Raw genomic sequence first — 21,230 nt, forward strand, 5'->3', positions numbered from 1 at the left:
CTCTCGATTGTCCGGCGCCTGTTTCAATGACGCGCCAGCGCGGGCGCGTCAACAGTAACGCTGCTCTGCGCAATCTGACAGGCAAGCTCGGCGACGCGCTCTACCGCCACCACGTCGGGCGAGGCGAGCCAGCTTGCGGTGAACGTCAGCGGCGCGATCGCAAGTTCGGTGTCGAGCAGTTGCAGTCGCCCGTCGGCAAGCTCGTTCTCGACGATGGCGTCGGGGATCACCGCGATGCCGAGGCCTTCAACCGCCATGTGAATGACGGTCGCAAGCGAGGCGGAGGCGTGCAGCCGGATCGGCGGCAGCTCGGGCCGGTCGAACACCTCGCGCACGACCTCGTAAGGCTTGGTCTTGCGCGGGAAAGTGATGATCGGAAAGCGCGCGAGCTCCGCCGGCGTCACGGGTCCCTTGCCGAGGCCGAGCGAGGGGCTGGCGAGAAAGCCGATCGGATAATCGGCGAGCACGCGATTGTGCACGCCGGAGGCCGACAATGGCCCGACCACGAAGGCAAGCTCGATCTCCTGCGCGAGCAGGCGCGCAGTGAGGTTCGGCGTGATGTCGACCTCGATCTCCAGCGACAGGTTCGGATAGATCTCGTTCACGCTCTTCACGAGGCGCGGCAGCCAGGTGTGCACGATGGTCTCGGCCACGCCGAGCCGCATCACACCGCGCATCGCCGAGCGGTCGCCGACCTCGGCCATCATCTGGGCGCGCAGGCCGATCAGCTTCTCCGCATAGACCATCATCTGCCGGCCGCTCGGCGTCGGCGACGCCACGCGGTGGTCGCGGTTGAGGAGCTTCACGCCCATCTCGCGCTCGAGCTGGGCGATGCGCTGGGAGATCGCGGGCTGGGTCGTGTTGAGCCTTTGTGCGGCACCGCGAAAGCTGCCGAGCTTCACAACCCAGAGGAATGTCTCGATCGACCTGAAGTCCAGCATTGCAACGATTTTCCCGATCGATAAATTGTATTTATCGAGATTGATTAGAAACGAAGATTAGACTTTATAGCACGCTTGGTGTTGGCTTGTCTTTGTCGAGTTTATAGGCAGGTCGATCACATGACTGTTTTGGTGGCAGCGCAGCAAACTGAAACATCCGATACCCTATCGAGCCGCCAGGCGCGGCTCGCCTATCGTGGCGGTGAGGTGGGTTCCACCGCCGGGGTCGCCCCCGGCTTCGTCCAGGGCAATCTGGCGATCCTCCCCGCCGAGTACGCCGGTGCCTTTCACCGCTTCTGCCAGCTCAACCCGAAGCCGTGCCCGATCATCGGCATGTCCGACGTCGGCAGCCCGCACATCCCCGCGCTCGGCGCCGATCTCGACATCCGCACCGATGTGCCGCGCTACCGCGTCTGGCGCGACGGCGAAGTCGTGGACGAGCCGACCGACGTCACCAAGTATTGGCGCGACGATCTCGTGACCTTCGTGCTCGGCTGCTCCTTCTCGTTCGAAGAGGCGCTGCTCGACGAGGGCATGCCGATCCGCCACATCGAGCAGAACGTGCGCGTGCCGATGTACCGCACCAACATCGCCTGCGGCGAGGCCGGTCCGTTCGCCGGCCCCATGGTGGTGTCGATGCGTCCGTTCAAGCCGGCCGATGCGATCCGCGCGGTGCAGATCACCTCGCGCTATCCCGCCGTGCACGGCGCGCCCGTGCATCTCGGTCATCCGCACCTGATCGGCATCAAGGACATCGCCAAGCCCGACTATGGTGATCCTGTGCCGGTCGCCGACGACGAGATTCCGGTGTTCTGGGCCTGCGGCGTCACACCGCAATCGGTGATCAACGCCGCCAAGGTGCCGTTCGCAATCACGCATTCGCCCGGCCTGATGCTGGTGACCGATCTGAAAAACAGGACCATGGCCGTGATTTAGTAGGCAGCGTTTGCTGCTTCTTCAGGCTTTACGCTATCTGCCAATCGCTTCATTCGATACGCGCAATTCAGTAACAGGGGACTTTGCCCATGACGATCACTCGCCGCGACGTTCTGCTCGGAGCCACCGCCACCGCCGCGTTGATGCCGCTAGCCGCGCGCGCGCAAACCAGCGAAGTGGTGATCGGCGCCACCTATCCGTTGTCGGGCTCCGGTGCCCAGGTGGGTGTCGATGCGCAGCGCGCGTTCGAGACCGCGATCGATATCATCAACAACGATCAGGACTTCGACCTTCCGCTTGCAAAGGGCCTGGGCTTACCCGGCCTCGGCGGTGCCAAGATCCGTATCGTCTACGCTGACACGCAGGGCGACCCGCAAAAGGGGCGCGCCGAAGCCGAGCGCCTGATCACGCAGGAAAAGGTCTGCGCCATCCTCGGTTCCTATCAAAGCGCGGTCGCAGTCACGATCAGCCAGATCTGCGAACGTTACCAGACTCCGTTCCTGTCGGCGGACAACTCCTCGCCGAGCCTGCATCGCCGCGGGCTGAAGTATTATTTCCGCGCCTCGCCGCATGACGAGATGTTCTCGGCCGGGATGTTCGACTTCCTCGATGCGATGAAGAAGAAGGGCGCCAAGGCCGACACGCTGGCGTTGTTCCACGAAGACACGATTTTCGGTACCGACTCCGCCAACGCCCAGACCAAGCTCGCGACCGAGCGCGGCTACAAGATCGTCGCCGACATCAAGTACCGCGCCAACTCGCCGTCGCTTTCGGCCGAGGTGCAGCAGCTCAAGGCGGCCAATGCCGACGTGCTGCTGCCCTCGAGCTACACCACCGACGGCATCCTGCTGGTCAAGACCATGGCCGAGCTCGGCTACAAGCCGAACGCGATCGTGGCGCAGGCCGCCGGCTTCTCCGAAAAGGCTCTTTACGATGCCGTCGGCGACAAGCTCGAAGGCGCGATCACCCGCGGCAGCTTCTCGCTCGATCTCGCCGCCAAGCGGCCGATGGTCGGCAAGATCAACGACCTGTTCAAGGCGAAGTCGGGCAAGGACCTCAACGACAACACCTCGCGGCAGTTCATGGCGATGATCTTGATTGCAGACGCCATCAACCGCGCCAAGTCGACCGACGGTGAGAAGATCCGCGACGCGATGGCCGCAACCGAAATTCCGGGCGAGCAGACCATCATGCCCTGGAAGCGCGTCAAATTCGACGACATGGGCCAGAACAACGATGCCGATCCGGTGCTGCTGCAATATGTCGGCGGCAAGTTCGTCACCATCTTCCCGTCGCAGGCGGCGGTTGCCGATGCGATCTGGCCGATGAAGTAAGCGACCAGGTTGCGGGCGGGGGACGAAGCAACGTGACAGCCGAGACCATTATCCAAAGCCTGGCGAGCGGCCTCCTGATGGGGCTGCTCTACGGACTGATCGCCGTTGGCCTGGCGTTGATCTTCGGCCTGATGGACGTCGTCAACTTCGCCCATGGCGAGTTCCTGATGCTCGCGATGTACGTGACGTTCTTTCTGTTCACGTTCTTCGCGATCGATCCACTGCTGTCGGCGCCACTGGCCGCCGCCGCCCTGTTTGTTCTGGGGGCGGTGGTCTATCTCGTGATCGTTCGGTTTGCGATGCGCGCCAAGGCCAATGTCGGCATGGTGCAGATCTTCGCGACCTTTGGCCTCGCGATCGTGATGCGCGGCCTGGCTCAGCTGTTCTTCACGGCCGACTATCGCAGCGTCCCCAACTCATGGCTCGGCGGCAAGACGGTATCGGTCGCCGGGATCTTCCTGCCCCAGCCGCAGCTCTTCGGCGCGCTGGTCGCGATCGCGGCGTTCGGCGGGCTCTACCTCTTCATCAACCGCACCGATTTCGGCCGCGCCCTGGAGGCGACCCGTGAGGATCCCGGTGCGGTGGCCCTCGTCGGCATCGACAAGAACCGCGTGTTCGCGCTCGGCTGGGGCCTCGGCGCTGCCCTGGTGGGGCTCGCCGGCGCCATCATGGCGAGCTTCTTCTACATCTATCCCGACGTCGGCGCATCCTTTGCACTGATCGCCTATGTCACGGTGGCGCTTGGCGGCTTCGGCAGCGTGTTCGGCGCCTTCGCCGGCGGCATCATCGTCGGTCTCGTCGAGGCCACCACCGCGCTCGTGCTGCCGCCATCATTGAAGTCGGTCGGCATCTATGCCGTCTATCTCCTCGTGGTCTTCGTCCGGCCACGTGGCCTGTTCGGATCGATGTGAGATGGACAAGAGCTTCACAGAGCGGCGTCGCCGCGAACTCCTCGTTGCGGCTTGCCTTGCGGTCGCCGCGGCGCTTGTGCCGCTGTTCGTCAAGAATCCAAACGTCCAGAACATCATGATCTTGACGCTGATGTTCGGGGCGCTGTCGCAGAGCTGGAACATCCTGTCGGGCTATTGCGGGCAGATATCGCTCGGGCATGCCCTCTATTTCGGTTTGGGCGCCTATACCACCACACTCCTGTTCACGAAGTTCGGCGTGCCGCCCTGGTTCGGCATGCTCGCCGGCGGCGCCATCTCCGCCCTGATCGCGATGGCGCTCGGCTATCCCTGCTTCCGTCTTGGTGGCCACTACTTTGCGATCGCCACCATCGTGATCGCCGAGATCGGCTTGTTGCTGATCCAGAACTGGGAGTGGGCGGGTGCGGCCCTCGGCATCGAAATGCCCGTGCGCGGCGACAGCTGGCTGAAATTCCAATTCGCCCGCAGCAAGCTGCCGTACTTCTATTTCGCGCTGGCGCTCGCCTGCATCGCCTGGTTCGTCACCTGGTGGCTGGAAGATTCCAAATGGGGCTATTGGTGGCGCGCGGTGAAGGACAATCCCGACGCAGCCCAGAGCCTCGGCGTGGTCGTGTTCGATTCCAAGATGGGAGCTGCGGCTGTCTCCGCCTTCCTGGTCGCGATCGGCGGTAGCTTCTATGCCATGTATGTTTCCTATATCGACCCCGGAAGCGTCATGGGCTTCCAGTTCTCGCTGCTGATGGCGTTGCCGGCGGTCCTGGGTGGCATCGGCACGCTGTGGGGGCCGCTGCTCGGCGCCGTCATCCTGATTCCGCTCACCGAGTTGACGCGCTCCTATATCGGCGGCTCCGGCCGCGGCGTCGATCTCATCGTCTATGGCACGCTGATCGTCGTGATCGCGCTGGCACGGCCGGAAGGTCTGATCGGGCTGTTCTCGCGCCGCAAGGAGGCTGCACGATGACCGCGCTCCTCGAAACCCGCGGCGTCTGGCAGCGTTTCGGCGGCCTCGTCGCCAACAGCGACGTCTCGATCTCGGTCGGCCGCGGCGAGATCGTCGGCCTGATCGGTCCGAACGGCGCCGGCAAGTCGACACTGTTCAACCTCATCGCCGGCGTGCTGCCGCCGACGCAGGGCTCGATCGTCTTCGACGGGGAGGATGTGACCAACCTGCCGGCGGCGGAACGTTGCCAGCGCGGCGTCGGGCGCACCTTCCAGGTCGTCAAGAGCTTCGAGACCATGACGGTCATCGACAACGTCATCGTCGGTGCGCTCGTGCGCAACACCGTGATGCGCGAGGCCCGCCGCAAGGCGCATGAGGTGCTGGAGTTCACCGGCCTTGCCGCACGCGCCGACGTGCTCGCAAGCGACCTCGTTCCGGCCGAAAAGCGCCGTCTCGAAGTCGCGCGTGCGCTTGCGACCGAACCGAAACTGCTGCTGCTCGATGAAGTTCTCACCGGTCTCACGCCGACCGAGGCGCAGACCGGCGTGGCGCTGGTGCGCAAGGTGCGCGACGCCGGCATCACCGTGCTGATGGTCGAGCACGTCATGGAGATCGTGATGCCGCTGGTCGACCGCGCCATCGTGCTCGACCTCGGCAAGGTGCTGGTCGAGGGCAAGCCGTCCGACGTCGTCCGCGATCCCAAGGTGATCAGCGCATATCTGGGAGATCGTCATGCTGTCAGTGCATGAAGTCACGACCGCCTATCAGGGCCTGGTCGCGATCTCCGCGGTCTCGATCGAGGTCGAGAAGGGCGAGATCGTCTGCGTGGCCGGCGCCAACGGCGCGGGCAAGTCGACGCTGCTCAAATCCATCGCCGGCGCCGAACGTCCGCGCTCGGGCACCGTGACGTTCGACGGCAAGCGCCTCGACGGCATGGCGCAGCACCACATCACCGCCACCGGCATCGCCTATGTGCCGGAAAACCGCCGCCTGTTCCCGCGCCTCTCGGTGCGCGACAATCTACGCCTCGGCAGCTATCTGTATCGCAGCGAAGCGAACCGCGAGGAGCCGCTCGATCTCGTCTTCACCCTGTTTCCGCGCCTGTCCGAGCGCCTCGAGCAGCGCGCCGAGACGCTCTCCGGCGGCGAGCAGCAGATGCTCGCGATCGGCCGCGCCCTGATGACGCGTCCGCGTCTGTTGATGCTGGACGAGCCCTCGCAGGGCATCATGCCGAAGCTGGTGGATGAGATCTTCCAGGCGGTGAAGCGCATCCGCGATGCCGGCATGACCGTGCTGATCGTCGAGCAGCGCATGGCCGAGTGTCTGGAGATCGCCGACCGCGCCTACATCCTGCAAACCGGCCGCGTGCTGATGCAGGGTGCCTCGGCGGAGATCAGGGGCAATCCGGATGTGAGGAAGGCGTATCTGGGGCTTTAGCCGCGAAGTGTTGGGCGCACGCGCGCAACACACTCGGCGTCATCGCCCGCGAAGGCGGGCGATCTAGTATTTCAGAGGCCGTTGTGATTAAGCCGAGAAGCTGCGGCGTACTGGATTCCCCGCCTTCGCGGGGAATGACAGCGGTGAGTAGGGCGGTGTCAGTCCGCCCATCGCTGCACGAGGCTCAGTGCTCGTGCCCATGCTCCGGCAGCGTCACCCCGAACACCTTCACCAGATCCGTCACCTGCTCCGGCGACAGATAGCGCGGGTTCAGCCCGCGCAGCAGCAGGTACAGCTTCGCCGTTTCCTCCAGCTCTTCGGTCGCGAACACCGCAGCCTCCAGCGTGTCGCCGGCGACGACCGGGCCGTGATTGGCGAGCAGCACGGATGAATATTTCCCCGCCAGTCCCTTGATTGCATCCGCGACGGCGGGATCGCCGGGGCGGTAATAGGGCACGAGCGCGGTGGCGCCGCATTTCATCAGATAATAGGCCGTCATCGGCGGCAGCGCGGCGCGCGGGTCGATCTCGGGCAGCATCGAGAGCGCGACCGAATGGGTGGAGTGCAGGTGCACGATCGCGCGTGCACTGCCGCGCGTGTCGTAGAGCGCATTGTGCAGCGGAACTTCCTTGGTCGGCGCGTCGCCTGAAACCAGCCGGCCTTGATCGTCCAGCCGCGACAGTTTTGCCGGATCGAGGAAGCCGAGCGAGGCGTTGGTCGGCGTCACCAGCCAGCCGCCGTCATCCAGCTTGACGCTGATATTGCCGGAGGAGCCCGGCGTCAGCCCGCGCTCGAACAGGGAACGCCCGAAGCGGCAGATATCCTCACGCAGCAATGTCTCGTTGCTGGTTTCAGTTTTCATGGCCGTCATGCCTGCTTGTCTCACGCTTTGGCAGCGCGGCCAAGCCGTGTTATCGGTTCGCCGAGCCGCCGCAAGGGCCGGCCGTCCGGGAAACGTTCGCAAGGGTCAGCTGCATGTCCGCCTCCACGTCACAAATTCAGCGTATCGCCGTCATCGGGCTCGGCTCGATGGGGTTTGGCATGGCGACCTCGCTGAAGCGCGCCGGCCATGCCGTCACCGGCTGCGACGTTTCAGCCGATGCCGTGGCGCGCTTCGTGAAGGACGGCGGTGCCGGTGCCAGCACGCCGGCGGCGGCGGCCAAGGACGCCGACATCGTCGTCAGCGTCGTCGTCAATGCCGCGCAGACCGAGGCGATCCTGTTCGGCAAGGATGGTGTGGCCGAGACCATGCCGAAGGACAGCGTCTTCATATCTTCCGCCACCATGGACCCGGACGTGGCGCGTCGTCTTGCAAAACAGCTTGAAGCAACCGGCCGGCATTATCTGGATGCGCCGATCTCCGGTGGGGCGCAGCGCGCCGCGCAGGGCGAACTGACGATCCTCGCCTCCGGCAGCCCGGCCGCTTTTGCCAAGGCGCGGCCCGCGCTCGATGCCATGGCCGCCAAGCTCTACGAGCTCGGCGATGCTGCCGGGCAGGGCGCCGCCTTCAAGATGATCAACCAGTTGCTGGCCGGCGTGCACATCGCCGCCGCCTCGGAAGCGATCGCGTTCGCGGCCAAGCAGGGCCTCGACATCCGCAAGGTCTATGAGGTGATCACGGCCTCTGCGGGCAATTCCTGGATGTTCGAGAACCGCATGCCGCACGTGCTCGACGGCGATTACACGCCGCGCAGCGCTGTCGAGATCTTCGTCAAGGATCTCGGCATCATCCAGGACATGGCGCGCACCGCCAGGTTCCCGGTGCCGGTCTCCGCCGCAGCGCTCCAGATGTTCCTGATGACATCAGCTGCCGGCATGGGCCGCGATGACGACGCCTCGGTCGCGCGGATGTATGCGCAGGTCACCGGCGTGAAGCTTCCCGGCGACAAGTAGAGCCAAGAGGATTCCCAATGCCCCGTTTCGCCGCCAATCTCTCGATGATGTTCACCGAGGTGCCGTTCCTCGACCGCTTCGATGCCGCTGCGCAAGCCGGCTTCACCGCCGTCGAGTTCCTCTTTCCCTACGAGCATCCGGCCGAGGCGGTCGGCGAGCGGCTCAAGCGCAACGGCCTGACCCAGGCGCTGTTCAACCTGCCGCCGGGCGACTGGAATGCCGGTGAGAAGGGTTTTGCCGCGCTCCCGGCGCGGTTCGCCGATCTCAAGGCGAGCCTTGAGACCGCGCTGCCTTATGCCAAGGCCACCGGCGTCAAGCGGCTGCACCTGATGGCCGGCATCGCCAATCGCGGCGAGCGCGTCGCGATCGAGGCCTTCTACAAGTCGGTAGCGTGGGCGGCGGAGTTCTTTGCGCCGCATGGCATCGACATCGTGCTCGAGCCGATCAACGCCCGCAACGTGCCCGGCTATTTCCTCAACGATTTCGGCTTCGCGCGCGACCTGATCCAGGAATTGCGGCTTCCGAACCTGAAACTCCAGTTCGACATCTATCACTGCCAGATCATCCATGGCGACGTCACCATGCGGCTGCGCGAGATGATGCCGATCATCGGCCACATCCAGATCGCCAGCATCCCCTCGCGCAACGAGCCCGATGGCGAGGAGCTGAACTATCCGTTCCTGTTCGCCGAGCTCGACAGGCTCGGCTATGCCGGCTTCGTCGGCTGCGAATACAATCCGCGCGGCAAGACCACCGATGGCCTTGCCTGGTTCAAGCCTTATGCGGGAGTGAAGCCGTGACCCTCGCATTGGGCTGCATCGCCGACGACTACACCGGTGCCTCCGATCTCGCCAACACGCTGACGCGCGCGGGCCTGCGCACGGTGCAGACCATCGGCATACCCGCCGATGATCTGGCTCTGCCCGAGGTCGACGCCGTCGTGGTGTCCTTGAAGAGCCGCTCGATCGACGCAGGCCTTGCCGTATCGCGCTCGCGCGCAGCGGAGGCATGGCTGCGCGGTCGCGGCGCGAGCCATGTGCTGTTCAAGGTCTGCTCGACCTTCGATTCCACCGACGCCGGCAATATCGGTCCGGTGATGGATGCGCTGCGCGCCGATTGCGGCGAGGCAAACGTTCTCGTGACGCCGGCCTTCCCGGAGACCGGCCGCACCGTCTATCAGGGCAATCTGTTCGTCGGCGCGGTGCCGCTGAACGAGAGCCCGCTGAAAGACCATCCGCTCAACCCGATGCACGATTCCAATCTGGTGCGCGTGCTGGCGCGGCAGAGCAAGACACAGATCGGCCTCGTCGATCTCGCCACCGTCACGCGCGGTGCAGATGCCGTGCGGACGCGGCTGGCCGAACTCGCGGGCAAGGGCAGTGGCGCTGCGATCATCGACGCCGTGTTCGACCGCGACCTCGAGACCATCGGTCTCGTCGCTGCCGACCATCGGCTGTCGGTCGGCGCCTCCGGCATCGGCCTCGGGCTGGCCCGGGCGCTGGTGTCGACCGGCAAGGTCAAATCGGCCGCGACGAGCGGCGAGACCGGCGTTGCGGTCGGCGGACCGGCGGCATGCCTTGCCGGTAGCTGCTCGCAGGCGACCCTCAAGCAGATTGCCAGCGCTGAACGGGTCATGCCGGTGCTTCATCTCGACCCGGACCGTATTCTTACGGGGGCCGATGAAGCACGGCGTGCGCTGGACTGGGCAAGGCCGCGACTGGCCGACGGTCCGGTGCTGATCGCGTCGAGCTCGACACCGGATCAGGTGGCCGCGCTCCAGGCACGTCACGGCCGCGACGCGGCCGGGCACGCCATCGAGCAGACGATGGCCGACATCGCGGAAAACCTTGTAAAATCAGGCGTGCGGCGATTGGTCGTAGCCGGCGGCGAGACCTCCGGCGCGGTCGTCGATCGGCTGGGAATTCCCGGATTTCTCGTCGGGGTCGAGATCGCCGCGGGGGTCCCGGTGCTGCGCGCGGTCGGCGCCGGAAGCGACATGCTGCTCGCGCTGAAGTCCGGCAATTTCGGTGGCCCGGAGTTTTTCTCGGATGCGCTTAGGCTCATGCGCTGAGCGCAGAGCATTCTTAGCTGCCTGTTTATTTCTTTCAGGCTCCGTACTGGTACGGAGTCGTCGTTCGCAGCTGCCTGGTCGCTCTGTTGTCTGATGTCGGCGGCGCTCCTTTTGGTTGATTCTTAAGACCTCCCGGACGCGCGCCTGCGCCAGCATTAAAGAGACCCGACTATGTTCGCCAAGATCTCCATCCGCGCCAAGATCATCAGTGTCGTGGCGTTCCTGCTGGTCGCCATGACCGGCATGGGCCTGCTCGCCGTCATGAAGATGCGGTCGATGAATGCCAACACCACCGACATCACGACCAGCTGGATGCCCAGCGTGCGGGTGCTGGGCGACCTGCGCACTGGCGTGATAACCTATCGCAACGTCATCCGCGAGCACATGCTCGCAGAGACGCTGGAAGAGAAGCTCGCGGCAGAGAAGACCCTCGCGACAGTGGTGGAGACGAACACCAAATTCCGTCGAACCTACGAGCCGATGATCACGTCGCCGGAGGAACGGGCACTCTACGTTGAATGGTCGAAGGTCTGGGAGGAGTACAAGAAGGGCACCCAGGAGGTCATGGCGCTGTCGCGCAAGGAGGCCGGCAAGGTCCCGCACGAGGCGCACGAGCTGAACACCAAGACCGTCAACAAGATCGGGCTTCAGGCCGACGAGATTTTGCGCAAGGACATCGAGCTCAATACCAAGGGCGGCGACCAGGCCGCGCAGGATGCCGCCGACAGCTATTTCTATGCGTTCATGCTGGTCGCGATCATTCTCGGCGCGTCCGTGGTAACCGGCATTGGCGTCGGCTTCTACCTCGTCCACGACGTCTCCAGCGGCATTGCCTCGATCGTCGAGCCGATGCAGGCGTTGGGCAAGGGCGACCTCTCCGCCGAAGTGCCGCATCGCGGTGAGAAAACCGAGATCGGGTCTATGGCCGATGTGCTCCAGGTCTTCAAGGAGGCGCTGATCGCCAAGAAGACCGCCGACGAGGCCGCCGCGGCCGACGCCGAAGCCAAGATCGAGCGCGGCCGCCGCGTCGACAACATCACCCGCGAATTCGAAACGATGATCGGCGAGATCGTCCAGACCGTGTCGTCGGCCTCGACCCAGCTGGAGGCCTCCGCCTCGACGCTGACCTCGACCGCCGACCGCTCCCAGCGGCTGGCGACCACGGTTGCCGGCGCTTCGGAGGAAGCCTCGACCAACGTGCAGTCAGTGGCCTCGGCGACGGAGGAAATGGCATCCTCGGTCGGCGAGATCAGCCGTCAGGTGCAGGAATCGGCGCGGATGGCCGGCGACGCCGTCGGCCAGGCGCGTGCCACCACTGAGCGGGTCAGCGAGCTCTCGAAGGCGGCTTCCCGCATCGGCGACGTCGTCGAGCTGATCAACACCATCGCCGGCCAGACCAACCTGCTGGCGCTGAACGCGACCATCGAGGCGGCGCGTGCCGGCGAAGCCGGCCGCGGCTTCGCGGTGGTGGCCTCGGAGGTGAAGGCCCTCGCCGAGCAGACCGCGAAGGCCACGGGCGAGATCGGCCAGCAGATTTCCGGCATCCAGGCCGCGACCAACGACTCGGTCGGCGCCATCAAGGAGATCTCCTCGACCATCGAGCGGCTCTCCGAAATCTCGTCGGCGATCGCAGCGGCGGTGGAAGAGCAGGGCGCCGCCACGCAGGAGATCGCCCGCAACGTGCAGCAGGCGGCGCAGGGCACCCAGCAGGTCTCCTCCAACATCACCGACGTGCAGCGCGGTGCGACCGAGACCGGCACGGCCTCCTCGCAAGTGCTGTCGGCGGCGCAGATGCTGTCCAACGACTCGAACCGGCTCAAGACCGAGGTCGGCAAGTTCCTGACCAACGTGCGCGCGGCGTAACAACGTCCGCGCGGCCCAAGGCCGTCAGCGCAGGTATCCGACTACGCAAGAGCGGCGCCATCGGCGCCGCTCTTTGCTTTCGGGACATGGCTCGGCGCCCGCTGACATATTTTTCACGTGGGTCCTACGGTTCCATTTCTTTACGAGTTCCGAACTCTCCGAACCTTAACTCGTCGCAGTGTTCCGGAGATTCAATCGTGAAGCTGTTTTCATTTTCTGCCATTCGCTCCATCCAGTTGAAGATCGCCCTGATCGCCGGCCTCTGCCTGGCGGTGACATGCATCGTGCTGATCGGCTACGGCCTCTTCTCCACGCAGAGCATGAACCAGTACGTGACCCACGAGGTCATGCAGCTGGTCGATCAACAGACCAAGGAGAGCCTGATGAACCGGGCCTCCACCGAAGCCAACGCCATCAAGGCCGAGCTGGAGGTGGGATTTGACGCGGCGCGCACCACCGCGCATGCTTTCGCGACGCTGGCCGATGAGAAGACCGGCACGCCCATCGCGGCGCGGCGGACCCAGTTCAACGCGGTCCTGCGGCATGTGCTCGAGCTCAACCCCGCCTTCAACGGCACTTATTCGGCCTGGGAGCCGGGTGCGCTGGACGGCGATGACGCGTCGTTCAAGGGCCGCAAGGAGGTGGGGTCGGACAACACCGGTCGCTTCCTGCCTTATTGGACGCGCAACGCCAGCGGTGCCATCGCCGTTCAGCCGCTCGTCGAGTACGACAGCGCAGAGCGGCATCCCAACGGTCTTGTGAAGGGCGCCTGGTATATCAACCCGAACACCACGGGTAAGGAAAACATCCTGGGCCCGCTGCCCTACATCGTTCAGGGCAAGGCGGTGTTCCTCGCGACCATGTCGGTACCGGTCATGATCGACGGCAAATTCCGCGGTGTCGCCGGCGCCGACTACAATCTCGACTTCGTGCAGAAGCTTGCCGTGAAGATCAACGGCTCGCTGTTCGAGGGCAAGGGCAAGGTCGCGATCCTCAACGACACCGGGCTGATCGTCGCCAACAGTGCGAACCAGGAGGTGATCGGCAAGAACGCGTCGGAGGCCGATCCGCGCTGGAGCGAGAGCCTGGCCATCGTCAAGGCCGGCAAGCGCATGGTGCAGGACGATCCGAAGTTCGCCAACATCGACATCTATGCGCCGATCCGGTTCGGGCACACGGAGAACGCCTGGTCGGTCGTGATCTCGATCCCCCGCGACGTGGTGCTGGCGTCGGCACGGCAACTCGATGCTTCGCTCAGTGCGCGTGCGACTTCCAACACGTTCTGGCAGCTCGGCGTCGGCCTGGTCATCGTGCTGGCGGCGATCTTCCTGATCTCGTTCGCCGCACGCAAGATCGCACGGCCGATCCAGGATTGCGCGAATTTCGCCGACGGCATCGCCAAGGGCGATTTCAATCAGCAGCTCGAGATCGAGCAGGCCGACGAGGTCGGCACGCTGGCGACGTCGCTCAGGTCGATGCAGGGCGACATCAAGCGCGGCATCGAGCAGCGCGCCCAGGATCAGGCGACGGCCGACCGCGAGCGCCGGCGCGCGATGAACGAGCTGGCCGACAGCTTCGAAGCCTCGGTCGGCGGCATCGTGGAGACGGTGTCGGCGGCGTCCGGTGCGCTGGAATCCTCGGCCGGAACGCTCAGTTCGACCGCCGAACGGGCGCAACAGCTCACCAGGGTCGTCGCTGCCGCGTCCGACCAGGCATCCGGCAACGTGCAGTCGGTGGCCTCGGCGACGGAGGAGATGGCCTCCTCGGTCGGCGAGATCAGCCGTCAGGTGCAGGAATCGGCGCGGATGGCGAGCGACGCCGTCGGCCAGGCCCGTGCCACCACTGAGCGCGTCAGCGAGCTGTCCAGAGCGGCGGCCCGCATCGGCGACGTCGTCGAGCTGATCAACACCATCGCCGGCCAGACCAACCTGCTGGCGCTGAACGCGACCATCGAGGCGGCGCGTGCGGGCGAAGCCGGCCGCGGCTTCGCCGTGGTGGCCTCCGAGGTCAAGGCGCTCGCCGAGCAGACGGCGAAGGCCACGGGCGAGATCGGCCAGCAGATCTCCGGCATCCAGGTTGCGACCAATGACTCGGTCGGCGCGATCAAGGAGATCTCCTCGACCATCGAGCGGCTGTCCGAAATCTCCTCCGCGATCGCGGCGGCGGTGGAAGAGCAGGGTGCGGCAACCCAGGAGATCGCCCGCAACGTGCAGCAGGCGGCGCAAGGCACCCAGCAGGTCTCCTCCAACATCACCGACGTGCAGCATGGCGCGACCGAGACCGGCTCGGCCTCCTCGCAGGTGCTGTCGGCGGCACAGATGTTGTCAAACGACTCGGGCCGGCTGAAGAGCGAGGTCAGCAAGTTCCTGACCAACGTCCGCGCGGCGTAAGCCGGCGATACAGCTACGCAAGAGCGGCGCTATCGGCGCCGCTCTTTTCGCTTGCGGGCTACCGCCACGTCGCCTGCAGGTGGCATTTCATGTAGTGCGCCCGTAATCGTACGGGTCCGCGATTTCACGGATGGTTAAATTCGTCCTACAAGAATTGGCCGCGAAGGCGCCCCGGTTGGCCGCCGGCGTCGAAAGACGCGTGAGCAGATTTGCCAGGGGGGCCCGATGCGCAAGAACCTTCCCGTTACCGACGTAGAATATCCGGTCAGTGACGAGACGCTGATCGTCTCCCGGACCGACCTCAAGGGCAAGCTCACCTACTTCAACGAGGACTTCCTCGCGGCCGCCGGCTTCACGTCGGCTGAGCTGATGGGCCAGCCGCACAACATCGTCCGCCATCCCGATATGCCGCCGGAGGCGTTCGACAATCTCTGGGACACGCTGAAGGCCGGCAAGCCGTGGCTCGGCGCGGTGAAGAACCGTCGCAAGAACGGCGACTTTTACTGGGTGTTGGCGACCGCCTCCCCGATCCGGGAGAACGGCCACGTCACGGGCTTTACCTCGATCCGCACCAGGCTGCCGGCCGACCAGCGCAAGCTTGCCGAAGAGGTTTACGCCGCGATCCGCGAGAAGAAGCCGCATGGCTATCGCGTCGATGCCGGCATCATCCGTCGCCGATCGTTGCTTGACCGATTCAGCGTCTTCACCAGGACGCTGAAGGCGCGCCTCGTCACGACGATGGTGCTCCAGGCGCTGTTCATGCTGGCGCTCGGCATCGGCGGCGCGCTCTCCACCGGCGGTTCGACCAGCCTGGTTCTGACGCTGCTGGCCTTGGTCGGCGCCGCCATCGTCGGCTTCGCCGGCCTTGCGACCATGCGCGCGATCCAGGGCCCGATGCGGCATCTCAACGAGACCATGCTCAACCTCGTGCAGGACAAGCTCGACAACCGCATCGTCATCCAGCGCGACGACGAGATCGGCGAGGCGCTGCGTAATCTCCAGACCGTGCAGACCATCATCCGCTTCAGCCGCGACGAGGTGCAGGCGGTTCAGCGCCGCGCCGAGGGACAGCGCAAGGCCGACATGACGAAGCTTGCCGACGGCTTCGAGGCTGCGATCGGCGAGATCGTCGAGACCGTGTCGTCGGCCGCGACCGAGCTCGAGGCTTCGGCCTCGACGCTGTCTTCGACCGCGGGGCGGGCGCAGGACCTGGCGATGGCGGTCGCAGCCGGCTCGGAAGAAGCTTCCACCAACGTCCATTCGGTGGCATCTGCCGCCGAGGAGATGTCGTCGTCGGTCCGCGAGATCGGTCGCCAGGTACAGGATTCCACCCGGATCGCCGGTGAGGCCGTCAGTCAGGCGCACGCCACCACCGAACGCGTCAGCGAACTGTCGCGGGCGGCCTCCCGGATCGGCGACGTCGTCGAGCTCATCAATGCCATTGCGGGCCAGACCAACCTCCTGGCGTTGAACGCCACGATCGAGGCGGCACGTGCTGGCGAGGCCGGCCGCGGCTTCGCGGTCGTGGCTTCCGAGGTCAAGGCGCTCGCCGAGCAGACGGCGAAGGCGACCGGCGAGATCGGCCAGCAGGTCGGCGGCATCCAGGCGGCAACGCAGGAATCGGTCGGCGCCATCAGCGAAATCTCCGGCACCATCGGGCGCCTCTCCGAAATATCCGCGGCAATCGCCGCAGCCGTGGAGCAGCAGGGCGCGGCGACGCAGGAGATCGCCCGCAACGTCCAGCAGGCGGCCAACGGCACCCAGCGGGTTTCCTCCAATGTCGGCGACGTCCAGCGCGGCGCATCCGAAACTGGATCGGCGTCCTCGCAGGTATTGTCCGCGGCGCAGATGCTGTCGCGCGACTCCAACCGCCTCAAGCTCGAGGTCGGCAAGTTCCTGAACTCCGTCCGCGCCGCGTGAGGCGTTTGGTTGCATGGCTGCGATGTCTATTTCGCAGTGCGGTAGCAGGGAAGTGAATGCAGGCGAGCCGCCGGAGGTTAGCGTTTCCGCCGGTGCTCAGGTAAAGGGGGAAAGAGGATCCCCGTGGGGGCGGATTCCGTATCCCTGCTTGACCTGGAATTGCCTGGCGAATGATTGCTCTGGTCCGTATTGCCCTGAGCCGGCCCTACACATTTGTCGTGCTCGCGCTCCTGCTCCTGATCATCGGACCGCTGGCAGCGCTGCGGACGCCGACCGACATCTTCCCGGAAATCCGCATCCCCGTGATCGGCGTGGTCTGGCAGTACACCGGCCTGCCGCCGGACCAGATGTCCGGCCGCATCACCACGCCGTTCCAGCGCTCGCTGACGACGACGGTCAACGACATCGAGCATATCGTCGCCAACTCCTATAACGGCTTCGGTATCGTCAAGATCTTCTTCCAGCCGACCGTCGACATTCGCACCGCCAACGCACAGGTCACCGCGATCTCACAGACGCTGCTCAAGCAGCTGCCGCCCGGTGCGACGCCGCCCTTGATCCTGAACTATTCCGCCTCGACCGTGCCGATCATCCAGGTGGCGCTGTCGGGCGACGGGCTGACCGAGCAGAACCTCGCCGACATCGGCATCAATAATCTGCGTACCCCGCTGGTCACCGTGCCCGGCGCTGCGATCCCGTATCCGTTCGGCGGCAAGCAGCGCCAGGTCCAGATCGACCTCGATCCGACCGCGCTCCAGGCCCGCGGCCTGTCCGGCCAGGATGTCGCCAATGCGCTGGCCGCGCAGAACCTGATCACGCCGGTCGGCACCCAGAAGATCGGCACCTTCGAGTACAACATCCAGCTCAACAACTCGCCGCTCAGGATCGACGAGCTCGGCAATCTGCCGATCAAGACCGTCAACGGCGCGATGGTCTATGTGCGCGATGTCGCAACCGTCAGAGACGGCAATCCGCCGCAGACCAACATCGTCCATGTCGACGGCAACCGTTCGGTCCTGATGATGGTGCTGAAGGCGGGCGCGACCTCGACGCTCGACATCATCGCCGGCATCAAGCAGAAGGTGATCGACGTCAAGGACCAACTCCCCGACGCGTTGAAGATCGGCTTCATCGGCGACCAGTCGGTGTTCGTCCGCGGCGCGATCCAGGGTGTCGCCTTCGAGGGCGTGATCGCGGCGCTGCTCACCAGCGTCATGATCCTGCTGTTCCTCGGCAGCTGGCGCTCCACCATCATCATCGCGGTCTCGATCCCGCTCTCCGTGTTAGGGGCGATCATCATGCTGTCGGCGATCGGCGAGACGCTGAACATCATGACGCTCGGCGGGCTCGCGCTCGCGGTCGGCATCCTCGTCGACGACGCCACCGTCACCATCGAGAACATCAACTACCACCTCGAGCAGGGCAAGCCGGTCGAGCAGTCGATCCTCGACGGCGCCAATCAGATCGTCACGCCGGCCTTCGTCTCGCTGCTCTGCATCTGCATCGTGTTCGTGCCGATGTTCTTCCTCACCGGCGTTGCGCGCTTCCTGTTCGTGCCGATGGCGGAAGCGGTGATGTTCGCGATGATGTGGTCGTTCATCCTGTCGCGCACGCTGGTGCCGACCATGGCGAACTACCTGCTGCATCCGCACGTCCATCATGAGGGCGAACCGCCGAAGTCGCGCAATCCACTGGTCTGGTTCCAGCGCGGCTTCGAGGCGCGGTTCGAGCGCATTCGCGGCGGCTATCATAATTTCCTCGGGCTTGCGCTCGCGCACCGCCCGGTGTTCGTGGTCGGTTTCCTCTGCGTGGTCGGGGCGTCCTTCGCCCTGGTGCCGTTCCTGGGTCGCAACTTCTTCCCCGCGGTCGACGCCGGCAACATCCTGATGCACGTCCGCACCCAGGTCGGCACCCGCGTCGAGGAGACCGCCAACCAGCTCGCCGACGTGCAGAAGGCGATCCGCAAGCTGATCCCGGGCGAGATCGAGACCCTGACCGACAACATCGGCATGCCGATCTCCGGCATCAACATGACCTACAACAACACCGGCGTGATCGGTCCGCAGGACGGCGACATCCAGATCAAGCTGAAGGAGGGCCACAAGCCGACCGAGGAGCATGTGAAGGTGCTGCGTGAGCAGCTGCCGCGGCTGTTCCCGGGCGTCAGCTTCGCGTTCCTGCCGGCCGACATCGTCAGCCAGATCCTGAATTTCGGTGCACCCGCGCCGATCGATCTTCAGATCCGCGGCGCCAATATCAGCGCCAATTTCGCTTACGCCAACAATTTGCTGGCAAAGGTCCGCCGCATTCCGGGCGTTGCGGACGCGCGCATCCAGCAATCGCCGAGCAATCCGACCTTCAACATCGATGTCGATCGCACCCGTGCGCAATATGTCGGCCTGACCGAGCGCGACGTCACCAACAGCCTCGTGGTGAACCTCGCCGGCTCCTCGCAGGTGGCGCCAACCTACTATCTCAATCCGGACAACGGCGTGTCCTACTCGATCGTGATGCAGACGCCGCAATACCAGATCGACTCGCTCAGCGCGCTCCAGACGCTGCCGATCACCGCGACCGGCAATTCGCAGTCGCCGATCCTTGGCGGCATCGCCGACATCAAGCGCTCGGTCTCGAGCGCGGTGGTGTCGCAATACGACATCCAGTCGATGGTGCAGATCTTTGCCACGACCTCGGGCCGCGATCTCGGCGCGGTTGCCGCCGATATCCGCCAGGTGATCGCCGATACCGCCAAGGAGGTGCCGAAGGGCTCTTCCGTCGTGCTGCTCGGCCAGGTGCAGACCATGAACAGCGCCTTCACGGGCCTGCTGTTCGGCCTGCTCGGGGCCGTCGTGCTGATCTACTTCCTGATCGTCGTGAACTTCCAGTCCTGGTCCGATCCGTTCGTGATCATCACGGCGTTGCCGGCCGCGCTTGCCGGCATCGTCTGGATGCTGTTCACGACCCAGACCACGCTGTCGGTGCCGGCGCTGACCGGCGCCATCATGTGCATGGGCGTTGCCACCGCCAACAGCGTGCTCGTGATCTCCTTTGCCCGCGAGCGCTACGAGGAGCTCGGCGATCCCATCGCGGCGGCGCTGGAAGCCGGCTTCGTCCGGTTCCGCCCGGTGCTGATGACGGCGCTCGCCATGATCATCGGCATGGCGCCGATGGCCCTGGGGCTGGGCGAGGGCGGCGAGCAGAACGCGCCGCTCGGCCGCGCAGTGATCGGCGGCCTGATCTTTGCAACCTTCGCCACGCTGATGTTTGTTCCCGTGGTGTTCAGTATGGTACACAAGAAACAAGGCGCCAAAGCCGCCGCCCCTTTGGAGACCGCGCATGTCGCCCACTGAATCCCGCTCCCCGGTGTCGCACCGGAAACTGGGCATTTTCGGCGTGGTGGCGCTGATTGCGGCAGGCCTCGTCGTGGGCACCGGCATCCGCGCCCGTGAGGAGCAGGGCTCCAAGCTGAAGGAATGGACCGATGACCAGGCGGTTCCGAGCGTCGCGGTGACCCTGCCCAACGCCAGGGCGCTCAACTCAACCCTCGATCTGCCGGGCCGGCTGGAGGCCTATTCCCGCGCGCCGATCTTTGCCCGCGTCTCGGGTTATCTGAAGAGCTGGAGCGCCGACATCGGCGCCCGCGTCAAGGCCGGGCAGGTGATTGCCGAGATCGAGGCGCCCGACCTCGACCAGCAGCTGTTGCAAGCCCGCGCCGACCTCGCCAGCCAGCAGGCCAGCGCCAGGCTGTCGGAGGCAACGCTGAACCGCCGCAAGACGCTGGTCGCCTCCAACTTCGTCTCCGCGCAGGAGATCGACGAGCGCACCGCCGATCTCTCCAACAAGAACGCGGCGGTCCATTCCGGGCAGGCCAATGTCGAGCGGCTGGAAGCGCTGGCCGGCTACAAGAAGATCACGGTGCCGTTCGACGGTGTGGTCACCGCGCGCGACACCGACGTCGGTGCACTGATCAATGCCGGCGGCGGCTCGGGCCCGGCGATGTTCGTGGTCTCCGACATCACCAAGCTGCGCGTCTACGTCAACGTGCCGCAGAACTACGTCCCGGCGATCAAGATCGGCGCCAAGGCCACCATCGCGCTGCCGGAGTATCCGAACCGGACTTTCCAGGCGACGGTGGAAGCCTCCTCGCAGGCCGTCGACGTTGCCTCGGGCACCACGCGCATGCAGCTTGGGCTCGACAATTCGAATGGCGAGCTGATGCCCGGCGGCTATGCCAGCGTGAAGCTCCATTTGCAGCGCGATTCTGCGCCGCTCAGCATCCCCGCCAGCGCGCTGATCTTCAACGGCAGCGGCCTGCGGGTTGCGACCGTCGGTGCGGACGACAAGGTGCTGTTCAAGCCGGTGACCATCGCCCGCGATCTCGGCCGCGAGATCGAACTCGCCTCGGGGATCGCAGCCGACGACCGCGTCATCACCGCCCCGCCGGACGGCCTGTCCGATGGCGATGCGGTCCGTGTCGTCGGCGGCAAGGGCAAGCCGGCGACCGCGTCGGAGAAGCAGGCGCCGAAGGGTTAGCGCGGTCTCGTGCGCCGGGCGTAGGTCTCGTAGGGTGGGCAAA

Annotated in this window: 16 protein-coding genes; 14 read left to right on the forward strand and 2 right to left on the reverse strand. The window is 65.2% G+C overall.

Features of this window, described 5'->3' with window-relative positions; genetic code table 11:
• Positions 1-23 precede the first annotated feature (23 nt).
• The gene (locus AC1RUR_RS04465) at positions 24-941 is read right to left on the reverse strand and encodes a LysR family transcriptional regulator (RefSeq protein WP_492841742.1); all 918 of its coding nucleotides are present in this window, start codon (positions 939-941) and stop codon (positions 24-26) included.
• Between the two features lie 120 nt (positions 942-1,061).
• Here AC1RUR_RS04465 and AC1RUR_RS04470 point away from each other — a divergent pair, with 120 nt between their 5' ends.
• The 6 genes from AC1RUR_RS04470 (at position 1,062) to AC1RUR_RS04495 (ending at position 6,517) form a co-directional block, all read left to right on the forward strand.
• Positions 1,062-1,877 carry a putative hydro-lyase gene (locus AC1RUR_RS04470; protein WP_492841744.1) on the forward strand — a complete coding sequence of 272 codons (816 nt, stop codon included), beginning with the start codon at positions 1,062-1,064 and terminating at the stop codon, positions 1,875-1,877.
• 89 nt (positions 1,878-1,966) lie between these two features.
• Complete coding sequence (locus tag AC1RUR_RS04475; RefSeq protein ID WP_492841746.1) at positions 1,967-3,211, forward strand: ABC transporter substrate-binding protein; 1,245 nt, start codon at positions 1,967-1,969, stop codon at positions 3,209-3,211.
• Between the two features lie 32 nt (positions 3,212-3,243).
• A complete protein-coding gene (locus tag AC1RUR_RS04480; RefSeq protein ID WP_035965171.1) occupies positions 3,244-4,122 on the forward strand; it encodes a branched-chain amino acid ABC transporter permease in 879 nt (292 codons plus the stop codon).
• 1 nt (position 4,123) lies between these two features.
• A complete protein-coding gene (locus AC1RUR_RS04485) occupies positions 4,124-5,101 on the forward strand; it encodes a branched-chain amino acid ABC transporter permease (RefSeq protein WP_492820270.1) in 978 nt (325 codons plus the stop codon).
• Complete coding sequence (locus tag AC1RUR_RS04490) at positions 5,098-5,829, forward strand: ABC transporter ATP-binding protein (protein WP_492841748.1); 732 nt, start codon at positions 5,098-5,100, stop codon at positions 5,827-5,829. The genes AC1RUR_RS04485 and AC1RUR_RS04490 overlap by 4 nt, the downstream gene beginning before the upstream one ends.
• Complete coding sequence (locus tag AC1RUR_RS04495) at positions 5,813-6,517, forward strand: ABC transporter ATP-binding protein (protein WP_492841750.1); 705 nt, start codon at positions 5,813-5,815, stop codon at positions 6,515-6,517. The genes AC1RUR_RS04490 and AC1RUR_RS04495 overlap by 17 nt, the downstream gene beginning before the upstream one ends.
• A gap of 184 nt (positions 6,518-6,701) precedes the next feature.
• Here AC1RUR_RS04495 and otnC read toward each other — a convergent pair whose 3' ends face one another.
• Positions 6,702-7,388: a 3-oxo-tetronate 4-phosphate decarboxylase gene (gene otnC / locus AC1RUR_RS04500; protein WP_492841752.1), complete on the reverse strand. Its 687-nt coding sequence runs from the start codon at positions 7,386-7,388 to the stop codon at positions 6,702-6,704.
• Positions 7,389-7,492: 104 nt separating this feature from the next.
• Between otnC and ltnD the strand changes: the two genes are divergently transcribed.
• The 8 genes from ltnD to AC1RUR_RS04540 all read left to right on the forward strand — a co-directional run bounded on the left by ltnD (position 7,493) and on the right by AC1RUR_RS04540 (position 21,187).
• Complete coding sequence (ltnD, locus tag AC1RUR_RS04505) at positions 7,493-8,410, forward strand: L-threonate dehydrogenase (RefSeq protein ID WP_492841754.1); 918 nt, start codon at positions 7,493-7,495, stop codon at positions 8,408-8,410.
• Positions 8,411-8,427: 17 nt separating this feature from the next.
• The gene (gene otnI, locus AC1RUR_RS04510) at positions 8,428-9,210 is read left to right on the forward strand and encodes a 2-oxo-tetronate isomerase (protein WP_492841756.1); all 783 of its coding nucleotides are present in this window, start codon (positions 8,428-8,430) and stop codon (positions 9,208-9,210) included.
• Positions 9,207-10,481 carry a 3-oxo-tetronate kinase gene (otnK, locus tag AC1RUR_RS04515; RefSeq protein ID WP_492841758.1) on the forward strand — a complete coding sequence of 425 codons (1,275 nt, stop codon included), beginning with the start codon at positions 9,207-9,209 and terminating at the stop codon, positions 10,479-10,481. The genes otnI and otnK overlap by 4 nt, the downstream gene beginning before the upstream one ends.
• Before the next feature lie 171 nt (positions 10,482-10,652).
• Complete coding sequence (locus AC1RUR_RS04520) at positions 10,653-12,344, forward strand: methyl-accepting chemotaxis protein (protein ID WP_492841760.1); 1,692 nt, start codon at positions 10,653-10,655, stop codon at positions 12,342-12,344.
• Between the two features lie 197 nt (positions 12,345-12,541).
• Positions 12,542-14,734, forward strand: a complete 2,193-nt coding sequence (locus AC1RUR_RS04525) for a methyl-accepting chemotaxis protein (RefSeq protein WP_492841762.1) — start codon at positions 12,542-12,544, stop codon at positions 14,732-14,734.
• 225 nt (positions 14,735-14,959) lie between these two features.
• On the forward strand, positions 14,960-16,654 hold the full coding sequence (locus AC1RUR_RS04530; RefSeq protein WP_492841764.1) for a methyl-accepting chemotaxis protein: 1,695 nt from the start codon (positions 14,960-14,962) through the stop codon (positions 16,652-16,654).
• 170 nt (positions 16,655-16,824) lie between these two features.
• The gene (locus AC1RUR_RS04535; RefSeq protein WP_492841766.1) at positions 16,825-20,004 is read left to right on the forward strand and encodes an efflux RND transporter permease subunit; all 3,180 of its coding nucleotides are present in this window, start codon (positions 16,825-16,827) and stop codon (positions 20,002-20,004) included.
• The gene (locus AC1RUR_RS04540; protein ID WP_492841768.1) at positions 19,991-21,187 is read left to right on the forward strand and encodes an efflux RND transporter periplasmic adaptor subunit; all 1,197 of its coding nucleotides are present in this window, start codon (positions 19,991-19,993) and stop codon (positions 21,185-21,187) included. Before AC1RUR_RS04535 ends, AC1RUR_RS04540 begins: the two co-directional genes overlap by 14 nt.
• Positions 21,188-21,230 lie beyond the last annotated feature (43 nt).

The organism is Bradyrhizobium sp. GW821-FHT12B03 (assembly GCF_058807535.1).